Origin of the sequence: Ottowia thiooxydans DSM 14619 (assembly GCF_000422885.1) — a bacterium.
Lineage (GTDB): Bacteria > Pseudomonadota > Gammaproteobacteria > Burkholderiales > Burkholderiaceae_C > Ottowia > Ottowia thiooxydans.
Genome location: NZ_AUGX01000026.1, coordinates 53,877 through 72,701 on the forward strand (window position 1 = coordinate 53,877; position 18,825 = coordinate 72,701).

Below are 18,825 nucleotides of genomic sequence, written 5' to 3' on the forward strand. Positions count from 1 at the left end.
AGCCATTCGCGGGGGGCACCATGGCGACCAAACCGATTACCCAGTTTTTTCTGAACCTCAAGCTCCCCTTGAGGAATGCCCGCTGGTCCTGGGGCGCGCAGAACGAGAACACGATCCTGCTACGAACCTGGGCGGACGAGTTCTCGTCGCAGGGCAAGCGCGTTGTGGTGCTGCGCGAACCTGTCGGCTATCAGGAGCGCGAGTCCTACGGCTTGGACGAACGCATCCGGCATCTGCGCACTTTGTGGGCGGGCGGTGTCGCCGGCTACAGCGTCATTGCAACGGCCAAGGCCACGGATGTGGCCAAGCGGGAAATCAAGGAATACCGCGACGACAAAGTCTTCGTGATCGACCAACTAGAAGCTCGAGCTGACGGTGCCATCGTGGCTGTCCTCGGAGGTATGGTGCCAGCTGATGACCTCGCTACCCACCAGGCTCAGCATGTCACTGCGCCGGCGGAAGGCCCCTTTCCGGTGGATGTGTTCGCGACGGGCATGTCGACGGACAGCTACAAGGCGAAACTGCCGGCGATGCGCGACTGGCTGATCGAGGTGGCGCGCCGGGAGAGCTACGTCACCTATGCCGAGGTCATGGACCGCTTCGGGCTCATCTTCTTTGTGCTCCGAACGGCGATGGGCAAGCTTGGCCATCAGTCGGCCGACAACGGCGAGCCCATCCTGACTGCGCTGATCGTTGACAAGGAGACTCATCGTTGTTCCGACGGGTTCGCGGAGGAGTTCGGGATCGTCGATGACCAGGCCGAGCGTCGCAGGTTGTACTCGTACTGGGCCCTGCCCAAGGGCCGAACGGAGGACATCGCAGAGCCGGCATCCGCTCCGCCCGTCGCCGATCCCGATTCGCTGGAAGAGCGGGCAAAACGCTTTGAGCAGGTAGAAGTGCGTACCCAGCAGGGTGCGTTCCGCAAGGCGGTTTTCCTGGCCTGTGGAGGGCGTTGCATCGTCAGCGGCTGCAGTATCCTCGAGGCGCTAGAAGCTGCTCACCTTGAGGGGCGCAATTGGCGAGACGGGCACAACGCGGCGTCCGACGGCATCCTGCTGCGCCGAGACCTTCATGCCCTGTACGACACGGGGCTGCTCTCGTTCGCAGAGGACATGCTTGTGCGGCTGAGCCCGGCCGTTCGCGAACACTACGGCGTCTTCGAAGGCGTTCATGTTGCGACCACGCTCCATCCAGGCAACCAGAAGACGCCATGATCCTATCTACCGGCTCGATACGGATCGACTCAAGAGCGTCACCAGCGCAGAGCATCCTCGTTGGCCTCCACATCGGCTCGCTCGGCGTATTTCGTCCAGTTTTCCGAAATCCGCCTGAGCATTGCCGCTGTTCGGGGGGCCGTCGGCATGGCCTCTGCCCACCTGAGTGATTCGGCTGCGAGGTCTCTCTCTTGCGCGCCACCTTCTCCGATGGACTTGGAATAGATGCCACGCATGTTCACGCGGGCCACTGCTACACCTCTTTCCAAGGCGTCCGACGCAAGCTTTTCAATCGCACGCCTCACGGCTTCATTGGGCCAAACACCGTCAGTAGTGCTCGCTGGGGCACGGGCAAACAAGTGGCCAATGCGCTGTTCAGCCATAGTCAAACGGTCTGCTTTCTTGCTGAGATCACGCACCTCGAAGCACCACTCGAGCAGCGTCACCTCGTCAATTTCATTTGCAGTTTGGCCAGGCAGCGTTCGAATTCCTTCAAGAAGCTCATAGGCGGCGACTGCTTGCCGCGTAGCACCTTCCTCTGGTGGTTGGGCGTCGCCATGTTCAGGCTTGAAAACGGCAGACACAACTTCGACGAAGAAACTGGCTTTCTCGACCATCATGCGATGAAGCACGAGCGGCTTTTTGCGCGCCCGGAAGACCGGGAGATAGGCGAACTCGAGCTGCGCGATGTCGTCCGGTGGCACGTCACCACGCGTCCTAAGCTCATCGAACGCTCGCTCAATGATGTAGCGAGTCACGGTCCCGGTTGAGCCATGCTTTGAGTTGATTTCCGGTATTGCATCGCTAAGCAACTCCATTAGTAGCTTCGTCGGGATGTCCTTGAGTCGACGGCTAGCGGTATCCAACGAGGCCAGAAAGCGGCCTCGGCTCGCGTAGTTTTCAATGGCTTGTAGCAGCTCTTCAGTAGGACCTTCGACGAAGAACGAATGCTTGGTCCGCCAATACGCATCCTCAATCTCTTCGCCGAATGTGCGAATGTAGGACCAAGTGTGAGCACTTTCCGGAAGGCTCATCAGCAGTCTAGCGTTGCGAACCGGTCCAAGATGAAGCGCAAGCAGCCCTATGCGGACGCCAGCCTCCCCTTCAACACCGAAGCGATGCACGCATTCGGACAGAACAACCGTGCCAAACGAGTCGAGCGCTTCCCCGGCTTGCAGCGCCAAGTGCAGCAGCTTCAACAACTCTTCTTGGAGTAACTGCAGAGACTTTAGCGCGTACGCGACGTGCTGGGGTAGCTTCACTTTCCCCGCGAGCTCGACCAGACCCGTGATGCCAGCAGACGCATACACGTTCGCAATAGCAGAAGCGCGTGCCGCATCAATCCCATCGGTCGGGTCGTCGGCGGTGTCATCCTGGCCGGGCACGTCCGGCATCCAGTCGTCAAACAGCCAGGAGGCACGCAGCACAGGGTCCTTGGGCTCATGTGCCGCCACAAGGGCCGAGAGTTGGGCCAGCGGCTTGTCCCGAAGCGCCCAGTCTGTAGACGCGAAGGTCTTATGCCGGTTCACTTCTTTGCGCAACTGATCCCATATCTGGAATCTGCTCTCGCGCGACGCCTCCATCTCCAGGCGCAGAGCCTCAGCGACCTCATGGAAGGCTGGTTCCGGGAAGTGATGCAGGGCGTCGATGATCGTGCCCCACCGGTGCGGATCGTGATCGACCCGGGCCAGCGCTAGCCTGATGACGGCGGTTTGGCTTTCCCAAACCAGCCCGTAGGTCAGGACTTCCAGCTCGCCGCCGCCATACTCCCGAAACTTTGGCTTCTGTGTTGCGCTGGATGAGTCATGCGCCGTGGGAAGCAGCTTTGTGACTAACTCCCACGCAACTTCGGGGACGGCCTCTACCAGGTACGTGAGAACCCCGGTTCGCTGCGCCGCATTCGCCGAGGTGTTTGGCGACCACGACAGGAATATGGCCCGCAGACTGTTGATGGGTCGATTGCTGTCTGAGCCACCAGGGTCAATAGCAGCAAGCCGAGCCAGACACATTGATGCCCGGAGGAGGAGGCTCGGGTCCCACGCAACGACCTCGAGCGCCCACAGTACACCGTAGTGGTACGCGCGCGAATTGACCAGTCCATCGAACTCTTCGAAGATAGGTTTGATGCCCGAGGCGTCGCCCTCGAGCAGTTGCTCGAGGGCTTCAAGGAAAGGGACGGGGGCAGCCTCCGCCAGGAAAGCCAACTGGTCCTGCAGCGATGCCAGTAGCCGATAGTCTTGGGATAGGCCCGGAAGCCCGCGCACAATGCCATTGACGAAAACGGCTGGTGTGCTGCCGGTGACTGTGAAATCAGCCTGCTCATGCAGCACGGCCATATGCAGCAAGGTCGTCATAAGGCCGTCCCTTAGCCAACTGCTGTGGGACTCCTCGCGTTCGGAAGCCGGCTTGAATACTTCATGTGCCTTCGGCGGGTCACTCACCTTAGAGAAGACGGCGGTTGCTGCAGCCGCGAACCGTTCCAGATGCTTCGGGCCAAGCAGATGGGCAAGATGAACAAAAGCATCGACGGACGCGCGCATCGACCATACGTCACCGGCACGATCCACCGGCGGGTCCTGAAGTCTTGCTAACTTGCGTAGGGGGCGTTCAAGGCTCTCGTACTCGTCGGCCGGTGCCAAGGCGCACAGCACATCGGTGTCGGGCTTGGTTGATGCGTGCCACGCGCCAGCGAGCAAAGCAGGCATAAGCATTTCACCACTTTCGAGCCACTCCGGCTTGGCGGCCGTGCCACTGGGCAGTAGCCGCGCCAGGACGGCCAGACTACGGCCGCATCGCCGCGCCAGGTCATAGCCCACGCTCTGCTCGAAGCCCATGGCGACGAATGCGTCGGCCAAATCGGACGACTGTGGCCGATTGAGCAACACATGATTGGATCGCTTCTCATCGGCCCCAGCACTCACGACGGTCGGGCCATGCTGAGCAAGCAGTCCAGCCAAGCTGCGTCCCTGGCTGCGCGGGAGGAATACAAGACCTTTACGGCCTGCAAGCTGGCGGGCCGCCTCTTCGGAGTCGATGACCAGCGCTTTCGACTCGAGGTACGACCGTACCGTCGGGTCCGCGCTGCGAATGGCGGCTACGGCAAACGCAACCACTTCGTCTGGCGAGTCGGCGGCGTAGAGGAGTCTGCTGACACCATCGTTCAGTTGCTGCACCAGGATCTTGGCCTGAGCCTCGCGGCCGGCAAGCAGGACCTTCTCGACCAATTGCGGCTCGAACCGCGTGGAGAACTCATCCCAGAACTCGTCGGTGCTGCGCAACCCGGCGATGGGAAGCTTCTTAAGGTCGTTCTTGGCGAAGCGAGCCGCAACCGCGGGACAGTCCGCAAGCCAGTCTTCAAGGATGGAGCCGTCGATGTACTGGACGTCCTTCCACTCCTTGAGGTCGCACTTCTCCTTGATCCAGTCCGTCAGCTTGACGCTGGGGTTGTCCCAGGTCCGAGGAGTCACGAACACAAACGTGGTGTCCATGCGCGTGGCTAGGTCGACCTCCTTCGTCCTCTTCTCGTAGTCTTTGGTCGCCTTCGCGGCACTGGCTTCAGTGACGCCGAACTCCCACACCGACGCGCCGTCCGGGACATATACGGAGTCGCTGTCGGCGTCAAGTACCCCGTCAAACCCGCGTATCTGACCCTTGTCGCCGCGCGGGAACCGGAAGCTGGAGATGCTGGTCAACGAGGCACGGATAAGGTCACCCACTAGCCCCGGGAATTCGACCCGGGCTGGAATGGTGTCAGCCCACTGTTCAAGGTCGAGTGCAGAAATCCACTTCATCTGGACAGCCTCCTACGGTTTCTTTTTGTTGGCAGGGCAGCGTGTTGAGCTAGAGGCACTCGGTGCAGCGATCCGCTACGACGTTGTGGCGCCCTGCGACCGACCAGAAGGAGAGCTCGCTGCCGATTGAGAGCATGAAGGGTGCGCGCACTGATGGTTGAGTTTAGGCAACACAACCGCCCCGTCACTCCCGTCATCAAGGATCAGTAGCTATTGAGTAGTAAAGCTCAATAGTTTTCGCGTCTTATGCCTCGCTCTACAATCATCACGCGTCGATATTCACCGCCCGCAGCGCATTGGTCTCAATAAACGCTCGCCGCGGCTCCACCTCATCGCCCATCAGCGTGGTGAACACCCGATCCGCTTCAATCGCATCATCAATCTGCACGCGCAGCAAACGGCGCACTGTGGGGTCCATGGTGGTTTCCCACAGCTGCTCAGGGTTCATCTCGCCCAGCCCTTTGTAGCGCTGGCGCGTAGTGGTGCGTTCGGCTTCGCTGATGAGCCAAGCCATGGCTTCGCGGAAATCGTGCACGCGCTCTTCTTTGGCTCGCTCGCCTTCACCGCGGGTAACCTTAGCGCCTTCGCCCAGCAGGCCGCGGAAGGTTTGGGCAGCTTCGGCCAGGGCGGCGTAGTCAGCCCCGTGCACGAAATCTTGCGTGATGATGCTGCTCTTGATGTTGCCGTGGTGACGGCGGCTGATACGTAAGATGGGTTTGTCGGTGCGAACATCGAACTCACCCGCCACTTCTGCCGGCATTCCAGTGGTTTGCTGGGCGCGCAGATGCGCTTGCAGCGCCACGGCGCTGGCTTCAGCGGATTCCACGGTGTCCAGGTTCAGTGAAACGCCATCAGCCATGGCGCGCAGGGCTTCGCCATCCATGAAGACGGAGAGGCGGGCGATTACAGCTTCGGCCAATTGGTGCTTGCGCGCCAGTTCAGCCAGGGTGTCTCCGCTGAGGGTTTGAGGCTCAGAGCCGTTGGTAGATGTGCCGGTGAAGACGCTGGCGTCTTTCATGGCCACGCGCAGCAAGAAGGTGTCTAGCGCGCCGGCATCTTTCAAATAGAGCTCTTCTTTGCCGGCTTTCACTTTGAAGAGTGGAGGCTGGGCAATGTAGATGTGGCCGCGCTCCACCAGCTCTGGCATTTGGCGGTAGAAGAAGGTGAGCAGCAGCGTGCGGATGTGGGCGCCGTCGACGTCAGCATCGGTCATGATGATGATGCGGTGGTAGCGGAGCTTGCCGATGTTGAAGTCATCCACACCGCTCTTGCCGGAGTCTGCAGCGGTCTTGCCGATGCCGGTGCCCAGGGCGGTGATGAGGGTAACGATTTCGTTGCTGGTGAGCAGCTTTTCGTAGCGCGCGCGTTCCACGTTCAAGATCTTGCCGCGCAGCGGCAAGATGGCCTGGAATTTACGGTCGCGGCCCTGCTTGGCAGAGCCTCCGGCGGAGTCGCCCTCCACAATGTAGATTTCACACAGGGCGGGGTCTTTTTCCTGGCAATCGGCCAGTTTGCCGGGCAGGCCAAAGCCATCCAGCGCACCCTTGCGGCGGGTCATTTCGCGGGCCTTGCGGGCGGCTTCACGGGCACGAGCGGCTTCTACGATCTTGCCGCAGATGATCTTGGCATCATTGGGCCGCTCTTCCAGATAATCTGTGAGCGATTTGGCCACGATGTCTTCCACCGGCGCGCGCACTTCGCTGGAAACGAGTTTGTCTTTGGTCTGGCTGGAGAACTTGGGCTCCGGCACTTTCACGGAGAGAATGCAGGTCAGGCCTTCGCGCAGGTCATCGCCGCTGACATCTACCTTGGCTTTCTTGGCCAGGTCGTGGGTTTCGATGTACTTGCCGATCACGCGGGTCATGGCCGCACGCAAACCTGTGAGGTGGGTGCCGCCGTCGCGCTGCGGAATATTATTGGTGAAACACAGCACTTGCTCGTTGTAGCCGTCGTTCCACTGCATGGCGACTTCCACGCCGATTTCTGTGCCGGGAATGCCGCCATAGGTTTCAGCCGGGCGGCTGCCCATGGCGTTCACGGCGTTGGGGTGCAGTACGCGCTTACCGGTGTTGATGAATTCAACAAAGCCCTTCACGCCACCAGCGCCGGAGAAATCGTCTTCTTTGCCGGAGCGCTCGTCTTTCAGGCGAATGCGCACGCCGTTGTTCAGGAAGCTGAGCTCGCGCAGGCGCTTGCTCAGGATTTCATAATGGAAATCGCTGTTTTCCTTAAAGATCTCAGTGTCTGGCAGAAAATGCACTTCGGTACCGCGCTTGTCGGTATCGCCAGTGATTTTCATGGGCGAAATTTCTACGCCGTTCACCGTTTCAAGGATGCGGTCTTGCACAAAGCCACGGCTGAAGTGCAGCTCGTGTTTCTTGCCATCACGGCGCACGGTGAGGCGCAAGCTGACAGAAAGTGCGTTCACGCAAGAAACGCCCACGCCGTGCAGGCCGCCTGAAACTTTGTAGCTGTTCTGGTTGAATTTGCCGCCGGCATGCAGCTCGGTGAGGGCAATTTCAGCCGCTGAGCGCTTGGGCTCGTGCTTGTCATCCATCTTCACGCCGGTGGGAATGCCGCGGCCGTTGTCTGTGACAGAGATGGAGTTGTCTGTGTGAATGGTGACCACGATGTCATCGCAGTAGCCTGCCAGCGCTTCGTCGATGGAGTTGTCTACCACCTCGAAGACCAGGTGATGCAGACCGGTGCCGTCGCTGGTGTCACCGATGTACATGCCAGGACGTTTGCGCACCGCTTCCAGGCCTTCCAGGATCTGGATGGAGCCTTCGCCGTAGCCTTCCACGGCCCGCTCTGAAGGGGGGGTGGGGCTGTCTGGGGTTGGGCTGGATTCGGTCATCTGCAATCTCTTTTGAAGCTCAAAACCCGCCTGTGTCAGCGGGTTTAGATAGGTGAAACGCTAGGAAAGTAGCGATGTCAAATGCGCATGGGCATGACGACGTACTTGAAGTGAGCGTCGTCAGGCAGGGTTAGCAGCGCTGAGCTGTTTGAATCCTGCAGCTCCAGCGTCACCATTTCTTGGTTCATATTGGCCAGGGCATCGATCAGGTAGGTCACGTTGAACCCGATTTCGATTTGATCGCCACCGTAGTCGATGTCGAGTTCGTCCATGGCCTCTTCTTGCTCGGCGTTGTTGGCCGCCACGCGCAAGACGCCGGGTTCAATGTTCAGGCGAACACCTTTAAATTTGTCGCTGGTCAGGATGGCGGTGCGCTGCAGGCTGGCCAGCAGCGGCGCGCGTCCCAAGGTCACCGTGTTTTTGTGGTTTTTGGGGATGACGCGGTTGTAATCCGGGAATTTGCCTTCCACCAGCTTGGTGACGAACTCCATGCCACCAAAGCTGAACTTCGCCTGGTTGCTGGCAAAGCGCATCTCGATCATTGGGGCCTGGGCATCATCTGGAACGTTGGCGTCAGACAGCAGGCGCTGCAGTTCCACCACGGTTTTGCGGGGCAAGATCACTTCCTGCTTGGGCACTTCAGTTTCCAGCGTGGCGCTGGCGAATGCCAGGCGGTGGCCGTCAGTGGCTACCAGGCTGAGTGATTTGCCTTCGGCGACAAACAGAATGCCGTTCAAGTAATACCGGATGTCGTGCACCGCCATGGCAAAGGCCACTTGATGGAGCAAGCCCTTGAGCGTTTTCTGGGGAACGCTGAACTCGGGGCCGAAAGTGGGGGCTTCCTGCACCAGGGGGAAATCTTCCGCAGGCAGGGTTTGCAGAGTGAACTTGCTCTTGCCGCCTTTGAGAATGACCTTGGACTGGTTGGATTCCAGGCTCACAGCCTGATCGGCAGGCATGGTGCGCAGGATGTCAATCAGCTTGCGCGCGCCCACGGTGGTGGTGAAGCTGCCTTCATCTCCGCCCAGTTCCGCTGTGGTGCGGATCTGGATTTCAAGGTCGCTGGTGGTCAGTTGTAACTGCCCACCTTGCTTGCGGATCAGCACATTAGCCAGCACGGGCAGTGTGTGGCGCCGCTCCACAATGCCCGAGACCGACTGAAGCACGGCCAAAAGTTTGTCTTGGGTGGTCTTCAGAACGATCATGTCTTCCTCGGTATTAGCACGTATTGGCGATGTATTGTTGGAGCTCGGCGGTTTGTCTTACAAATGGGGGCGCCGAACTTAAAGGCAACTCGTATTGTCGCCGGTTTTGACCCGCATTTTGATCAGCGGATTGCTGCTTATACCAGGGTTACGATTTCACCCTTTGAGTGTCTGTTCCAGAACGTGCAATTGCTGGTTGAGTTCAGTGAGCTGCTGGCGCTCGCCGCCGATTTTTCGGACGGCGTGCAATACGGTGGTGTGGTCTCTGCCGCCAAAAAGCTCGCCAATTTCAGGCAAGCTCTTTTGAGTGAGCTCCTTGGCCAGGTACATGGCAATCTGGCGTGGCCGCGCAATGGAGGCCGGGCGCTTCTTGCTGTACATGTCGGCCACTTTGATCTTGTAATAGTCAGCCACCGTTTTCTGAATGTTTTCTACGCTGATCTGCCTGTTTTGAATAGACAGCAGGTCTCGCAAGGCTTCCCGAGCCAGCTGGATTGAGATTTCCTTCTGGTTAAAGCGTGAGTAAGCCAGGATCTTGCGCAGCGCGCCTTCAAGCTCGCGCACGTTGGAACGAACGTTCTTTGCAACGAAAAACGCCACCTCCTCAGGCATTTCCGTGCCTTCAGCCACCGCTTTGTTGATCAGAATGGCCACGCGCATTTCCAGCTCCGGCGGCTCCAGGGCCACCGTCAAACCGGAATCAAAGCGCGAAACCAGACGTTCATGGATGTCCGCCAACCCCTTGGGATAGGTGTCGCTGGTCATCACGATGTGGCTCTTTTTGGCCAGCAGGGCTTCAAAGGCGTTGAAGAATTCTTCCTGGGTGCGGTCTTTGTTGGCAAAGAACTGCACATCATCGATCAGCAGAAGATCCAGGGAGTGATAGCGCTCTTTGAATTCATCAAAAGTCTTACGCTGATAAGACTTGACCACATCCGAGACGAATTGCTCCGCATGGATGTAGAGAACTTTGGCGTCTGGCTGGCCCTCTAGAAGTTTGTTGCCCACCGCGTGCATCAGGTGGGTCTTGCCAAGGCCAACGCCGCCGTATATGAAAAGCGGGTTGTACAGGCGCCCAGGAGAGCCAGACACATGCAGTGCGGCGGCGCGCGCCATACGGTTGGCGGAGCCTTCTACCAGGGTGTCGAAGGTGAGAGCCGAATTGAGCCGGTTGCGGGCGTTTCCCCGCGCTGCTTCTTGTTCGGCCGCTGCCAATTGCGCTGCCGACTGCGCTTCCGATAGGGCTGCGGGGTGACTGGAGGGGCGCTCCGTGGCGCGGTCAATCGCAGGTTTGACGGGCTGTGCGCGCTGAGCGAGCGCTAACTCCACTTGAATGGGTTGGCCATGCAACTGCTCAAGCAAGGTGGCTATGCGGCCAGCGTACTGCGCGCGTATCCAATCGAGTTTGAAGCGATTGGCAACGAAGATGGTGAGACGTGAAAAATCAGGCTCAACCTGAACTGCCAAGGGCTTGATCCAGGTGTTGAACTGCTGCTCTGGCAACTCCTGAGCCAGGACATCCAGGCAGGCAGGCCAAAGGGCAGAAGCTGCATCCGGCGGCAGCTCAGGGGCTGCGCCGGCGGCAAAGGGCTCGTACATGAAAGAGAGATCCGGTTGTGGACAAGACCCCGCGAATGCGGCTGCCGATTGTAGTCTGCGTATGAGTTATCCACAAGCGGCCAAGAATGTCCTTTGTCAAATCCAGAGGGTAGGACGGGCTTGGGTGGTGAGAATGCTTAAGTTTTAATCACGGACTGACGCCGAACTTGCCGAGGGGCGTTGATGGTTGTTAGCGGTGCGCAACGCGATCGTCCCAAACGCTTGATTGCGTAGACAGAGCAATGGTTTGTTAAGAGGTGCACTTGCTTGTCACAACCAAATTTTCATCAGAAACTGGAGAAATTAGATTTCATGATGAAATCTCTCAGTAGCGGGAATAAGGTATTGATAATTAAGGAATTTCAATGTAAAAGATAAAATCATTCAAAAAAGTTGAAAATGATCGGCTACATCGAAAACGCTGAGAGTCAAAACCGTCAGTACATCGACGCGGAAACGGTTTTTCAGGAACGTCGTCGCGTCCGCAAAGCAGCTGCCCAATTGCGCGGGGGAATGTTTTGGCGCGAGGTCTCCGGCGGCCGGTATCTCATTCGCACCTCTGTCAAAGGAGCACAGACGTCTCTTGGCCCAGACAGCGAAGAGACGAGGGAGATTTTTCGCAGTTTCACGCAGCGCAAAGCAGAGACCTCCGAACGCCTCGCGAGCATCGAAAAGGTTTTTGACGAGCAGCGTCGTCTTAACCGTGCGCTGCGCGTTGGCCGGGTACCCAGGATAGTGACAGGCGTGCTGGCCGTTCTCGAGGCCGCAGGGCTTCAAGAGAATTTCACTGTGGTCGGTACCCACTCGCTTTACGCCTATGAGAGTGCCTGCGGTGTCCGGTTTGTGCCGCAAGCGATGGCGACACGTGATATCGACCTGCTGTTCGACACGCGCAAGCACCTTGCTTTTTTTTCCAGGATGAAGGAGTCTGACGCGTCGTTTCTGGGATTGCTCAAGAAGGTTGACAAATCCTTTGTCAGGCTGGAGGACCAGAAGGAAACCGCGAGAAATTCGCAGGGTTTCGAGGTAGACGTGATCCGGCGTATCTCCAAGGACGGCGACCCGCATCCGGTTCGTCTGAGTGATGACGAAGAAGACATGTGGGCCGTACAGGCGTCAACGGGCGACCGCATTCTGGGCGCACCCCGTTTTGAGCAGATGGTCGTCGCAACGACTGGCGAGATGGCATCTATGAGCACAATGCATCCCATGGCGTTTGTGCAAGTTAAACGCGCGCTTGCGAACTATCCACATCGTGACCCGCTCAAGCGCTCAAAAGACGCTTTACAGGCGGATTTGGTCGAAGAACTGGTCCAAGAGCGGATGCCGCAATACCTGCCCCTTTAGGACGAGAAGGCGCCTGCGCCATTGCACCGATCGCCACCTGAGCGCGACGACCTCTGTGTCGGTAAGGTCAGCGTCCCAACGAATAGCTGGCGATTCCAGGGCATGCATCTTTGCTCCGGGTGTCCGATCATTCTTGGACTTGACCTTGATCAAGGACATTCCTGGCGCTTGTTTTGATACTGACTGGGAGCGGCCCGCCCGCTCCCTGCGGAGTCCACACAGCCCGGCCATCGCGCCCGGTACTGATGAGGTCGCCGCGTTTCATAGCCAGCACGCGGCGTTGTCCGCACGCAAGCCATCGACCACATGCCCATGCATGAATGACCTGGAGTGTCTTGACGATGCCTGCTTCGCTTTCTTTCCCCCGCTCCGCGCTCGCGTGCGCGGCCTTGGCTGCACTGGGTGCATTCGGCGCTCTCGGCGCTTTCAGCAGCGCCTTGGCCCAACAGCCCGCTCCTGCCGCTGGCGCTTCTACCGTGAAGGAAGCGGCTTCCCTGCCTGAAGTGGCTGTTACGGCCAAAGGCTACGCCGCCGCGACAGTAGAGACCCCCGCCTCAGTGGAAGTGCTCACTGCCGACGACATTGCTCGCAAGGGCGCTACCAGTTTGGGCCAAGCTTTCGTGGGTGAGCCGGGTCTTTCTGCCACCAGCGATGGTGCGCAGAACATGAATCCGGTGGTGCGCGGGCTGAAGAAGGAATCCCTGGTGCTGATGGTGGACGGCATGCGCGTCAATTCTGCTCAGCCTTATGGCGCTGTTGGTTCCTTTGTTTCGCTGGGATTGGCAGACCGGGTGGAGGTACTTAAAGGCCCGGCTTCCGTGCTTTATGGCGCGGGCGCACTTGGCGGCGCGGTGAACGTGTTGCTGCCGCAGGCCCGCTTCGATGCGGGTGTGTCTGGCCGCTTGGGGTTGCGGGCAGCTACCGGGGATAGCAGCTTTGGTGGCGCTGGCGTGGTGAACTGGAGCGGCGGCGATCACGCGTTGATGGTGGGCGCCGCGGGCGCTGACTTTGGCAACTACCGCGCGGGCGGTGAGCGAATTGACCGCACCGGCTACGACACCGGCGCGCTGATAGGCCAATACCGCTACCGGATTGACGGCGCGCAGCAGATCCGTTTTTCCGTGCAGCGCGAAAACGTGAGCAATGTTTGGTACCCCGGATCCACCCAAGCTAACGCCAATGCGCAGATTGGCTCCACCATCATTCATTCGCCCAAGCAATCGCGCGAACTGATGGAGGTGGGCTACAGCCATAAGGGCCGCGGGCCTGTGAATTTTGACGTGCGGCTGTACCGCCAGGCGATTGATCGGCAGATGTATGCCTGGGCCAATGGGCCGCTTCAGCGCGAAACCACCATGACCGACGTGTCCTTTGACACCACTGGTTTGGACGCGCGTGCCGATTGGGCGCTAAATGATCAACATCTGATCAGCTTTGGCTTCAATGGCTGGCGTATGTCTGCTTCGCCTGACCGCCGAATGTTCAACAACGGCAATTACGTGCAGAACAACCCCTTTGCAGATGGCCGCGTGCAGGCTGCGGGGCTGTACGTGCAAGACGATATGCGTTTCGGCAAACTGGGTGTGGTGGCCGGGCTGCGGTATGACCGCGTGAGCGGGGATGCGGCATCCATCAACAACGGCGCGGTGACTACTGGTTTGGAGCGCAGCGATGGTGCTGTTTCCGGCAGCTTGGGAGCGATGTACGAGGTGTCTCCGCTGCTGCGGCCTTATGTGAGCTTTTCGCGGGGTTTCCGGCCGGGGGAAATGCGTGAGCGCTTTGAATCTTCGCCGCGTGGCGATGGTTACATGTATATCGGTAATCCGCAGATCAAGCCTGAGATAGGGCAACAGATTGAGCTGGGCGTGAAAGGCAAGACGCCAGAGCTGGAATGGTTTGCCGCAGCGTACCGCAACCGCATCAGCAACTACATCACCGGCCGTGCGACTGGCCAGACGCAAAACGGATTGCCTGTGCGCCAGACCATCAACCTGGGCAGTGTGCGCATCTCCGGCCTGGAGGTGGGGGCGCGCTGGCAGTTTGTGCGCGATCAGTGGTTGAACGTTGGGTATTCGCGTATTCGTGGCTACAACAATGATTTCAACGAAGCGCTGTATCAGATGCCCGCTGATGAGTTCACCGTGTCCTGGGATGGCCGGCTGGGCGCTGGCTGGCGAGCTGACGCCCGTGTACGCCACGTGCTGAAGCAAAACCGGGTGGCCACCGTGTTCTCACGCGGCCTGGAAAACGCCACACCGGGCTTCACCACACTGGACCTTGGTGCGACCTGGACACGTGGCCCCCATCAGGTGCGCTTGGCTGTGCTCAATCTGACCAACCGTAAATACCATGAGCATTTGGCGGAGGGGGTGTCTGGCTTTGAGATGCCGGCACCGGGCCGTTCGCTCGCAGTGAGCTACAGGCTGCAGTTCTGATATGACCACCCGCCGTACTCTTCTCCAACGCGCCGCCGCGCTGGTTGTGGCACCTGGCATGGGCCTCAGGGCTGGCGCCGCGCCGCTGCCGGAACTGCGCTTGTCTGGCCCTTCCGCCTCAGTGAGTAACCCACTGATCCATTTGGCAGCCCAGGCCAAGGCACCAGGATTGGCAGAGCATATTGTGTTCAAGCCCTGGCGTGATCCGGACCAGCTGCGCGCGCTGGCCATGCGTGCGGAGGCCGATTTCGTGGCCATGCCCACCAATGTGGCGGCCAATATGTACAACCGGGGCGTGCCGCTGAAGTTGGTCAATGTGTCGGTCTGGGGAATCCTTTATCTGGTCTCGCGTGATGCCGGCCGCAAGACGCTGGCAGATTACCGGGGCGAAGAAATCGCCATGCCCTTCCGTGAAGACATGCCCGACCTGGTGTTTCAGGAGACAGCACAAGGCTTGGGCTTGAACCCACGAGAGGATTTCAAGCTGCGTTATGTGGCTTCGCCGCTGGATGCGATGCAGCTGCTCATCACCCGCCGTGTGCGCCACGCGCTGCTGGCTGAGCCGGCGGTGTCTATGGCGCTTCGCAAGACGCAATCGTTCCCGGTGAGTGCGGTGGCGCCGGAGTTGCACCGCGCGGTGAACTTGCAGCTGGAATGGGCGCGTGCCTTTAAGCGGTCGTCGCGTATTGCACAGGCCGGTATCGTGGCATTGGGCAAGGCCGCACAAGATCCCGCTCTGATCTCCCGTTTTCAGGAGGCCTACGCCGGGGCTGCGGGTTGGTGCCAGAGCAACCGGGCGGCCTGCGGCGCCGAAGTAGCGGCAGTTGAGCCGCGCTTGACGGCAGAGGCGGTGGCCGACAGTCTTGCTCATGCAGAGCTGAACGCCGTACCAGCAGCCCAGGCGCGTGAAGAGGTGCAGTTCCTGTTTGAGCGGCTTTACCGCCGCAACCCCCAGCTACTGGGCGGCAAGCTGCCTGATGCGGGCTTCTTCGCCGGGGCATGACGGCAGCCTATGCTTTCTCCTAACGCTGCCAGCGATGTGACCACTGCGCCCCGCTCCGGCTGGCTGGCGCGCATTGGCCGCTATCTGTGGGGGGGCTGGACGGGTGCGGCCAGCGTGCTGCTTTTCGTGGCGGCCTGGGACGCCCTGGCCCGGCAGGTGGGTCCGCTGGTACTGCCTACGCCGCAAGAAACCATGGCCAGCCTGGGGCAGATCGCGCAATCGGCAGAGGCTTGGCGCGATCTGGGGGCCACGGCGCGGAGGGCGCTGGCGGGCTACGGCCTCTCCGTGTTGGCAGGTAGCGTGCTGGGCATGGCGGCGGGCGCTTCCATGACGGCCACCATGATGGCGCGCCCGCTGATCACCCTGTTGATTGGTATGCCGCCCATTGCCTGGCTGGTGCTAGCCCTGCTGTGGTTTGGCAGTGGTGATGCGACACCGGTGTTCACCGTGTTCGTGGCCTGCTTTCCCATTGTTTTTGTGGGTGCGCTGCAGGGCACGCGCGCGCTTGACGGGCGTTTGCAGGAGCTGGCGCGCGCCTACCGCTTGCCGCTTTTGCAGCGGCTGACGGATGTTTACCTGCCCCACATCGCTTCTTATCTGTTCGCGGCCTGCATCACCGCACTAGGGGTGTCTTGGAAGGTGGTGCTGATGGCGGAATTGCTGGCCACCACCGATGGTGCGGGCGCGCAGCTTGCGGTAACGCGTAGTCACCTGGACATGAGTGGCACCTTGGCGTGGGTGTCTGCGGTGGTTGGTTTGCTGCTGCTGGCTGAATATCTTTTGCTGGAGCCTATTCGGCGGGAGATGGAGAGATGGAGGATGGGATGAAGCGCGGAAGCATATTGTTCGGTGGCTTTGCGCTTTTATTCTCGTCAGGTCGGGCGTGCGAGGCATGTTGTTATGCCTGCGCGGGAATGACGAGAGTAGTGAGTGTGGCGATAGGGGTGAGATCCGAGGACTCGATGATGATGAAGGGTAGGCATGACCTTTATCAACGCCCTTGAGCTTCAATCCATCACTCACCGCTTTGGCCCGGAAACGGTGCTGGAAGGCATTGACCTGCGCGTGGCGCGTGGTGAGGTGCTGGCCTTATTAGGGCGTTCTGGTTGCGGCAAGACGACGCTGCTGCGCATTGCCGCCGGCCTGCTGGTGCCAAGCGAAGGCGAGGTTCGCACGGACTTTGATCTCAACGCCATCGTGTTCCAGCAACCCAGCTTGCTACCCTGGCAGCGCCTGCTGGACAACATCGCGCTCGGACTAAAAGCGCGTGGCCTGCCTCGGGCCGAGCGGCACGCCTTGGCTGCGGGTTTGGCCGCTCAGGTTGGGCTGCGGCCAGAAGACCATGCCAAATATCCCGCTGAACTATCGGGCGGAATGCAAAGCCGCGCCGCGCTGGCACGCGCTTTCGCCATCGAACCGGCTCTGCTGTTGCTGGACGAGCCCTTTTCCGCGCTAGATATAGGGTTGCGAGCAGAAATGCACGCCCTGCTGGCGCAGCACATCAGCAAGCACCAAGCCGCCGCACTGCTAGTGACCCACGACCTGATGGATGCCGTGCGGCTGGCGCACGAACTGGTGCTGCTGGCGCCGGGGCCGGGTCGCGTGCTGGCGCGTTTTGGCATCCAACAGCCACTGGCGGCGCGAGACGACGCCTGGGTTTACCGCCATATCGCCTTACTTCTGGAGCAGCCCTTGGTGCGCGAGGCTTTCGATCTTCCTGTTCACGCCGCCGCCCATGACAAGGCGCCGTTTCAAGCGGAACTGGCTGACTCCGGCATCAGCCTGCTGGCGCACGTCGCTTCTACGCCAGTGATGAAAGGGCATGGCTGTGCTTGAGCGCCCATCCTCTGCTTTGTCACCGAACCAGGGGTGGGTTGACCGTCTCCTGAGCTCGCCTCTCATGTGCTGCGGTTTTCGCCCGTTCTTTCTGGGGGCCGCGCTATGGGCCGGATTGGGCATGTTGCTGTGGATGCTGATGCTCACCGGGCTTCTGCCTATGGTGACCGCGCCCATGGTTGGCCCTGCGTGGCACGCGCACGAGATGGTGTGGGGCTTTGGCATGGCGGCCGTTTTGGGCTTTCTGCTCACGGCGGTGCCCGAATTCACCGCCACGCCTTTCTTCCCGCCGCGTGACACCGCCTGGCTGCTGGCGTTCTGGTTGGCGGCGCGGCTGTTCGGCGTGGCCGGGTTGGCTGGCGCCCAAGGCATGGCCTGGGTGGGGCTGGCGGCCCTGTTCAATCTGGCCTTGGTCGCGTGGTTGGCCGTGCGCATTGCGCCGCGCCTGCTGTTCCAGACCGGGCGCCCGCATCTGGGCTTCGGGTTGGCCGTGGCGGCGCTTGCGGTGCTGGAATGCGGTTTTTGGTTTGACACCTTGCGAGGGGGCGCCTCGATGCGCTGGGTCAATGCGCTGGTGGGCGTGATGATGGTGTTGATCGTGCTGGCGCAAAGCCGCATCTCCATGCGCCTGTTGCACGGCATGTTGGACCGCTTTGGCGTGAACGCACCAGACTACCGCGCCCCACCGCCTCGGCGCGGGTTGGCGATTTTCTGTATTACGCTGGTCACCACGGCCGAATTGCTGGACGTCTCGGCTCCAACCCTAGGCTGGATGGGGTTGGCCGCGAGCGCCGCCGTGCTGGCCTTGATGACTGACTGGCACTTGGGCCGCACGCTGTTTAACCGCTGGGTGTGGCCGCTGTACGCTGTATATGTATGCATGGCCGCTGGCTTTGCCGCGTTGGGCCTGGCGTGGTTGGGCGCCCCTTGGTTGCCTTCAGCAGGGCGGCATCTGCTGACAGTGGGCAGCATGGGCTTAGGTGTGCTGGCGGTGATGAACATTGCTGGCCGCATCCACGCTGGCCGCCAGCTTGATGACCGCCCTTGGCGCGTTGTGGCCACCAGCTTGCTGGTGTTGGCCGCTATAGCGCGGGCCGTGGCGGCTTCACCCTATGCTGGCGGTTCGGTGCTGGCGTGGTGGTGGGTTGCTGCCCTGGGCTGGACTGGCGCCTGGCTGTTGTTCGCTATCTTCGCGTGGTGGCATCTCACAGGCCCCCGTACCGACGGCGGCGTAGGCTGTGAGGAGCCGCGGGAGCCGTGAAGCTCTCAGGCAATAATCGTGAACCCCAGTCACAAACAGCGCGCCGCAGCCCTTGCCGGCTGCGCCGAGGCAGGCTATCCCGGGATGACCGAACAAGCGGTTTCGTAGCTACAAGGGCACGTTGAGCCGGATTTGAAGCCCCTCAGCGAGGGGATTTGGATTAAATAAGCGCCCTATGCTTTGGACTTTCCTGAAATTTTGCGATAATGCAGGGTTTTCCAGAAAGCGGCATTGGGCCGCCTTTTTGCGCTGGGCCCGTGATTTGTGTGCGAAGAGC

At 60.2% G+C, this 18,825-nt stretch carries 11 protein-coding genes; 7 read left to right on the forward strand and 4 right to left on the reverse strand.

From position 1 onward, the window contains the following. Positions 1-20: 20 nt before the first annotated feature. Positions 21-1,214 (forward strand): HNH endonuclease, encoded by a 1,194-nt coding sequence (locus tag G518_RS38645; RefSeq protein ID WP_028603878.1) that lies wholly within the window; start codon positions 21-23, stop codon positions 1,212-1,214. 38 nt (positions 1,215-1,252) lie between these two features. On the opposite strand, the gene G518_RS40700 is transcribed toward G518_RS38645, so the two are convergent. The 4 genes from G518_RS40700 to dnaA all read right to left on the reverse strand — a co-directional run bounded on the left by G518_RS40700 (position 1,253) and on the right by dnaA (position 10,666). Beyond that, the gene (locus G518_RS40700; RefSeq protein ID WP_028603879.1) at positions 1,253-5,005 is read right to left on the reverse strand and encodes a hypothetical protein; all 3,753 of its coding nucleotides are present in this window, start codon (positions 5,003-5,005) and stop codon (positions 1,253-1,255) included. Between the two features lie 265 nt (positions 5,006-5,270). Then, entirely contained in the window at positions 5,271-7,862 is a 2,592-nt protein-coding gene (gene gyrB, locus G518_RS0118915) for a DNA topoisomerase (ATP-hydrolyzing) subunit B (RefSeq protein WP_028603880.1), read from the reverse strand. A 77-nt stretch (positions 7,863-7,939) separates the two neighbouring features. After that, positions 7,940-9,067 (reverse strand): DNA polymerase III subunit beta, encoded by a 1,128-nt coding sequence (gene dnaN, locus G518_RS0118920; protein WP_028603881.1) that lies wholly within the window; start codon positions 9,065-9,067, stop codon positions 7,940-7,942. A gap of 156 nt (positions 9,068-9,223) precedes the next feature. Beyond that, a complete protein-coding gene (dnaA, locus tag G518_RS0118925; RefSeq protein ID WP_051237028.1) occupies positions 9,224-10,666 on the reverse strand; it encodes a chromosomal replication initiator protein DnaA in 1,443 nt (480 codons plus the stop codon). 399 nt (positions 10,667-11,065) lie between these two features. Here dnaA and G518_RS0118930 point away from each other — a divergent pair, with 399 nt between their 5' ends. The 6 genes from G518_RS0118930 (at position 11,066) to G518_RS0118955 (ending at position 18,548) form a co-directional block, all read left to right on the forward strand. After that, on the forward strand, positions 11,066-12,013 hold the full coding sequence (locus G518_RS0118930) for a GSU2403 family nucleotidyltransferase fold protein (RefSeq protein WP_036595290.1): 948 nt from the start codon (positions 11,066-11,068) through the stop codon (positions 12,011-12,013). A 341-nt stretch (positions 12,014-12,354) separates the two neighbouring features. Next, the gene (locus G518_RS0118935) at positions 12,355-14,448 is read left to right on the forward strand and encodes a TonB-dependent receptor (RefSeq protein ID WP_084651986.1); all 2,094 of its coding nucleotides are present in this window, start codon (positions 12,355-12,357) and stop codon (positions 14,446-14,448) included. Between the two features lies 1 nt (position 14,449). Continuing rightward, entirely contained in the window at positions 14,450-15,451 is a 1,002-nt protein-coding gene (locus tag G518_RS0118940) for an ABC transporter substrate-binding protein (protein ID WP_028603885.1), read from the forward strand. A gap of 9 nt (positions 15,452-15,460) precedes the next feature. Further along, a complete protein-coding gene (locus G518_RS0118945; protein WP_051237030.1) occupies positions 15,461-16,279 on the forward strand; it encodes an ABC transporter permease in 819 nt (272 codons plus the stop codon). Positions 16,280-16,432: 153 nt separating this feature from the next. Further along, positions 16,433-17,287: an ABC transporter ATP-binding protein gene (locus tag G518_RS0118950; protein ID WP_028603887.1), complete on the forward strand. Its 855-nt coding sequence runs from the start codon at positions 16,433-16,435 to the stop codon at positions 17,285-17,287. 64 nt (positions 17,288-17,351) lie between these two features. Next, the gene (locus G518_RS0118955; protein ID WP_036595309.1) at positions 17,352-18,548 is read left to right on the forward strand and encodes an NnrS family protein; all 1,197 of its coding nucleotides are present in this window, start codon (positions 17,352-17,354) and stop codon (positions 18,546-18,548) included. The last annotated feature ends 277 nt before the right edge of the window (positions 18,549-18,825 follow it).

Excerpts from the sequence above, each read along its gene's own strand:
- G518_RS40700 (WP_028603879.1), bottom strand. The coding sequence starts at position 5,005 with ATGAAGTGGATTTCTGCACTCGACCTTGAACAGTGGGCTGACACCATT.
- dnaA (WP_051237028.1), bottom strand. The coding sequence starts at position 10,666 with ATGTACGAGCCCTTTGCCGCCGGCGCAGCCCCTGAGCTGCCGCCGGAT.
- G518_RS0118935 (WP_084651986.1), top strand. The coding sequence starts at position 12,355 with ATGCCTGCTTCGCTTTCTTTCCCCCGCTCCGCGCTCGCGTGCGCGGCC.
- gyrB (WP_028603880.1), bottom strand. The coding sequence starts at position 7,862 with ATGACCGAATCCAGCCCAACCCCAGACAGCCCCACCCCCCCTTCAGAG.
- G518_RS0118945 (WP_051237030.1), top strand. The coding sequence starts at position 15,461 with ATGCTTTCTCCTAACGCTGCCAGCGATGTGACCACTGCGCCCCGCTCC.
- G518_RS38645 (WP_028603878.1), top strand. The coding sequence starts at position 21 with ATGGCGACCAAACCGATTACCCAGTTTTTTCTGAACCTCAAGCTCCCC.
- dnaN (WP_028603881.1), bottom strand. The coding sequence starts at position 9,067 with ATGATCGTTCTGAAGACCACCCAAGACAAACTTTTGGCCGTGCTTCAG.
- G518_RS0118930 (WP_036595290.1), top strand. The coding sequence starts at position 11,066 with ATGATCGGCTACATCGAAAACGCTGAGAGTCAAAACCGTCAGTACATC.
- G518_RS0118940 (WP_028603885.1), top strand. The coding sequence starts at position 14,450 with ATGACCACCCGCCGTACTCTTCTCCAACGCGCCGCCGCGCTGGTTGTG.
- G518_RS0118950 (WP_028603887.1), top strand. The coding sequence starts at position 16,433 with ATGACCTTTATCAACGCCCTTGAGCTTCAATCCATCACTCACCGCTTT.
- G518_RS0118955 (WP_036595309.1), top strand. The coding sequence starts at position 17,352 with ATGTGCTGCGGTTTTCGCCCGTTCTTTCTGGGGGCCGCGCTATGGGCC.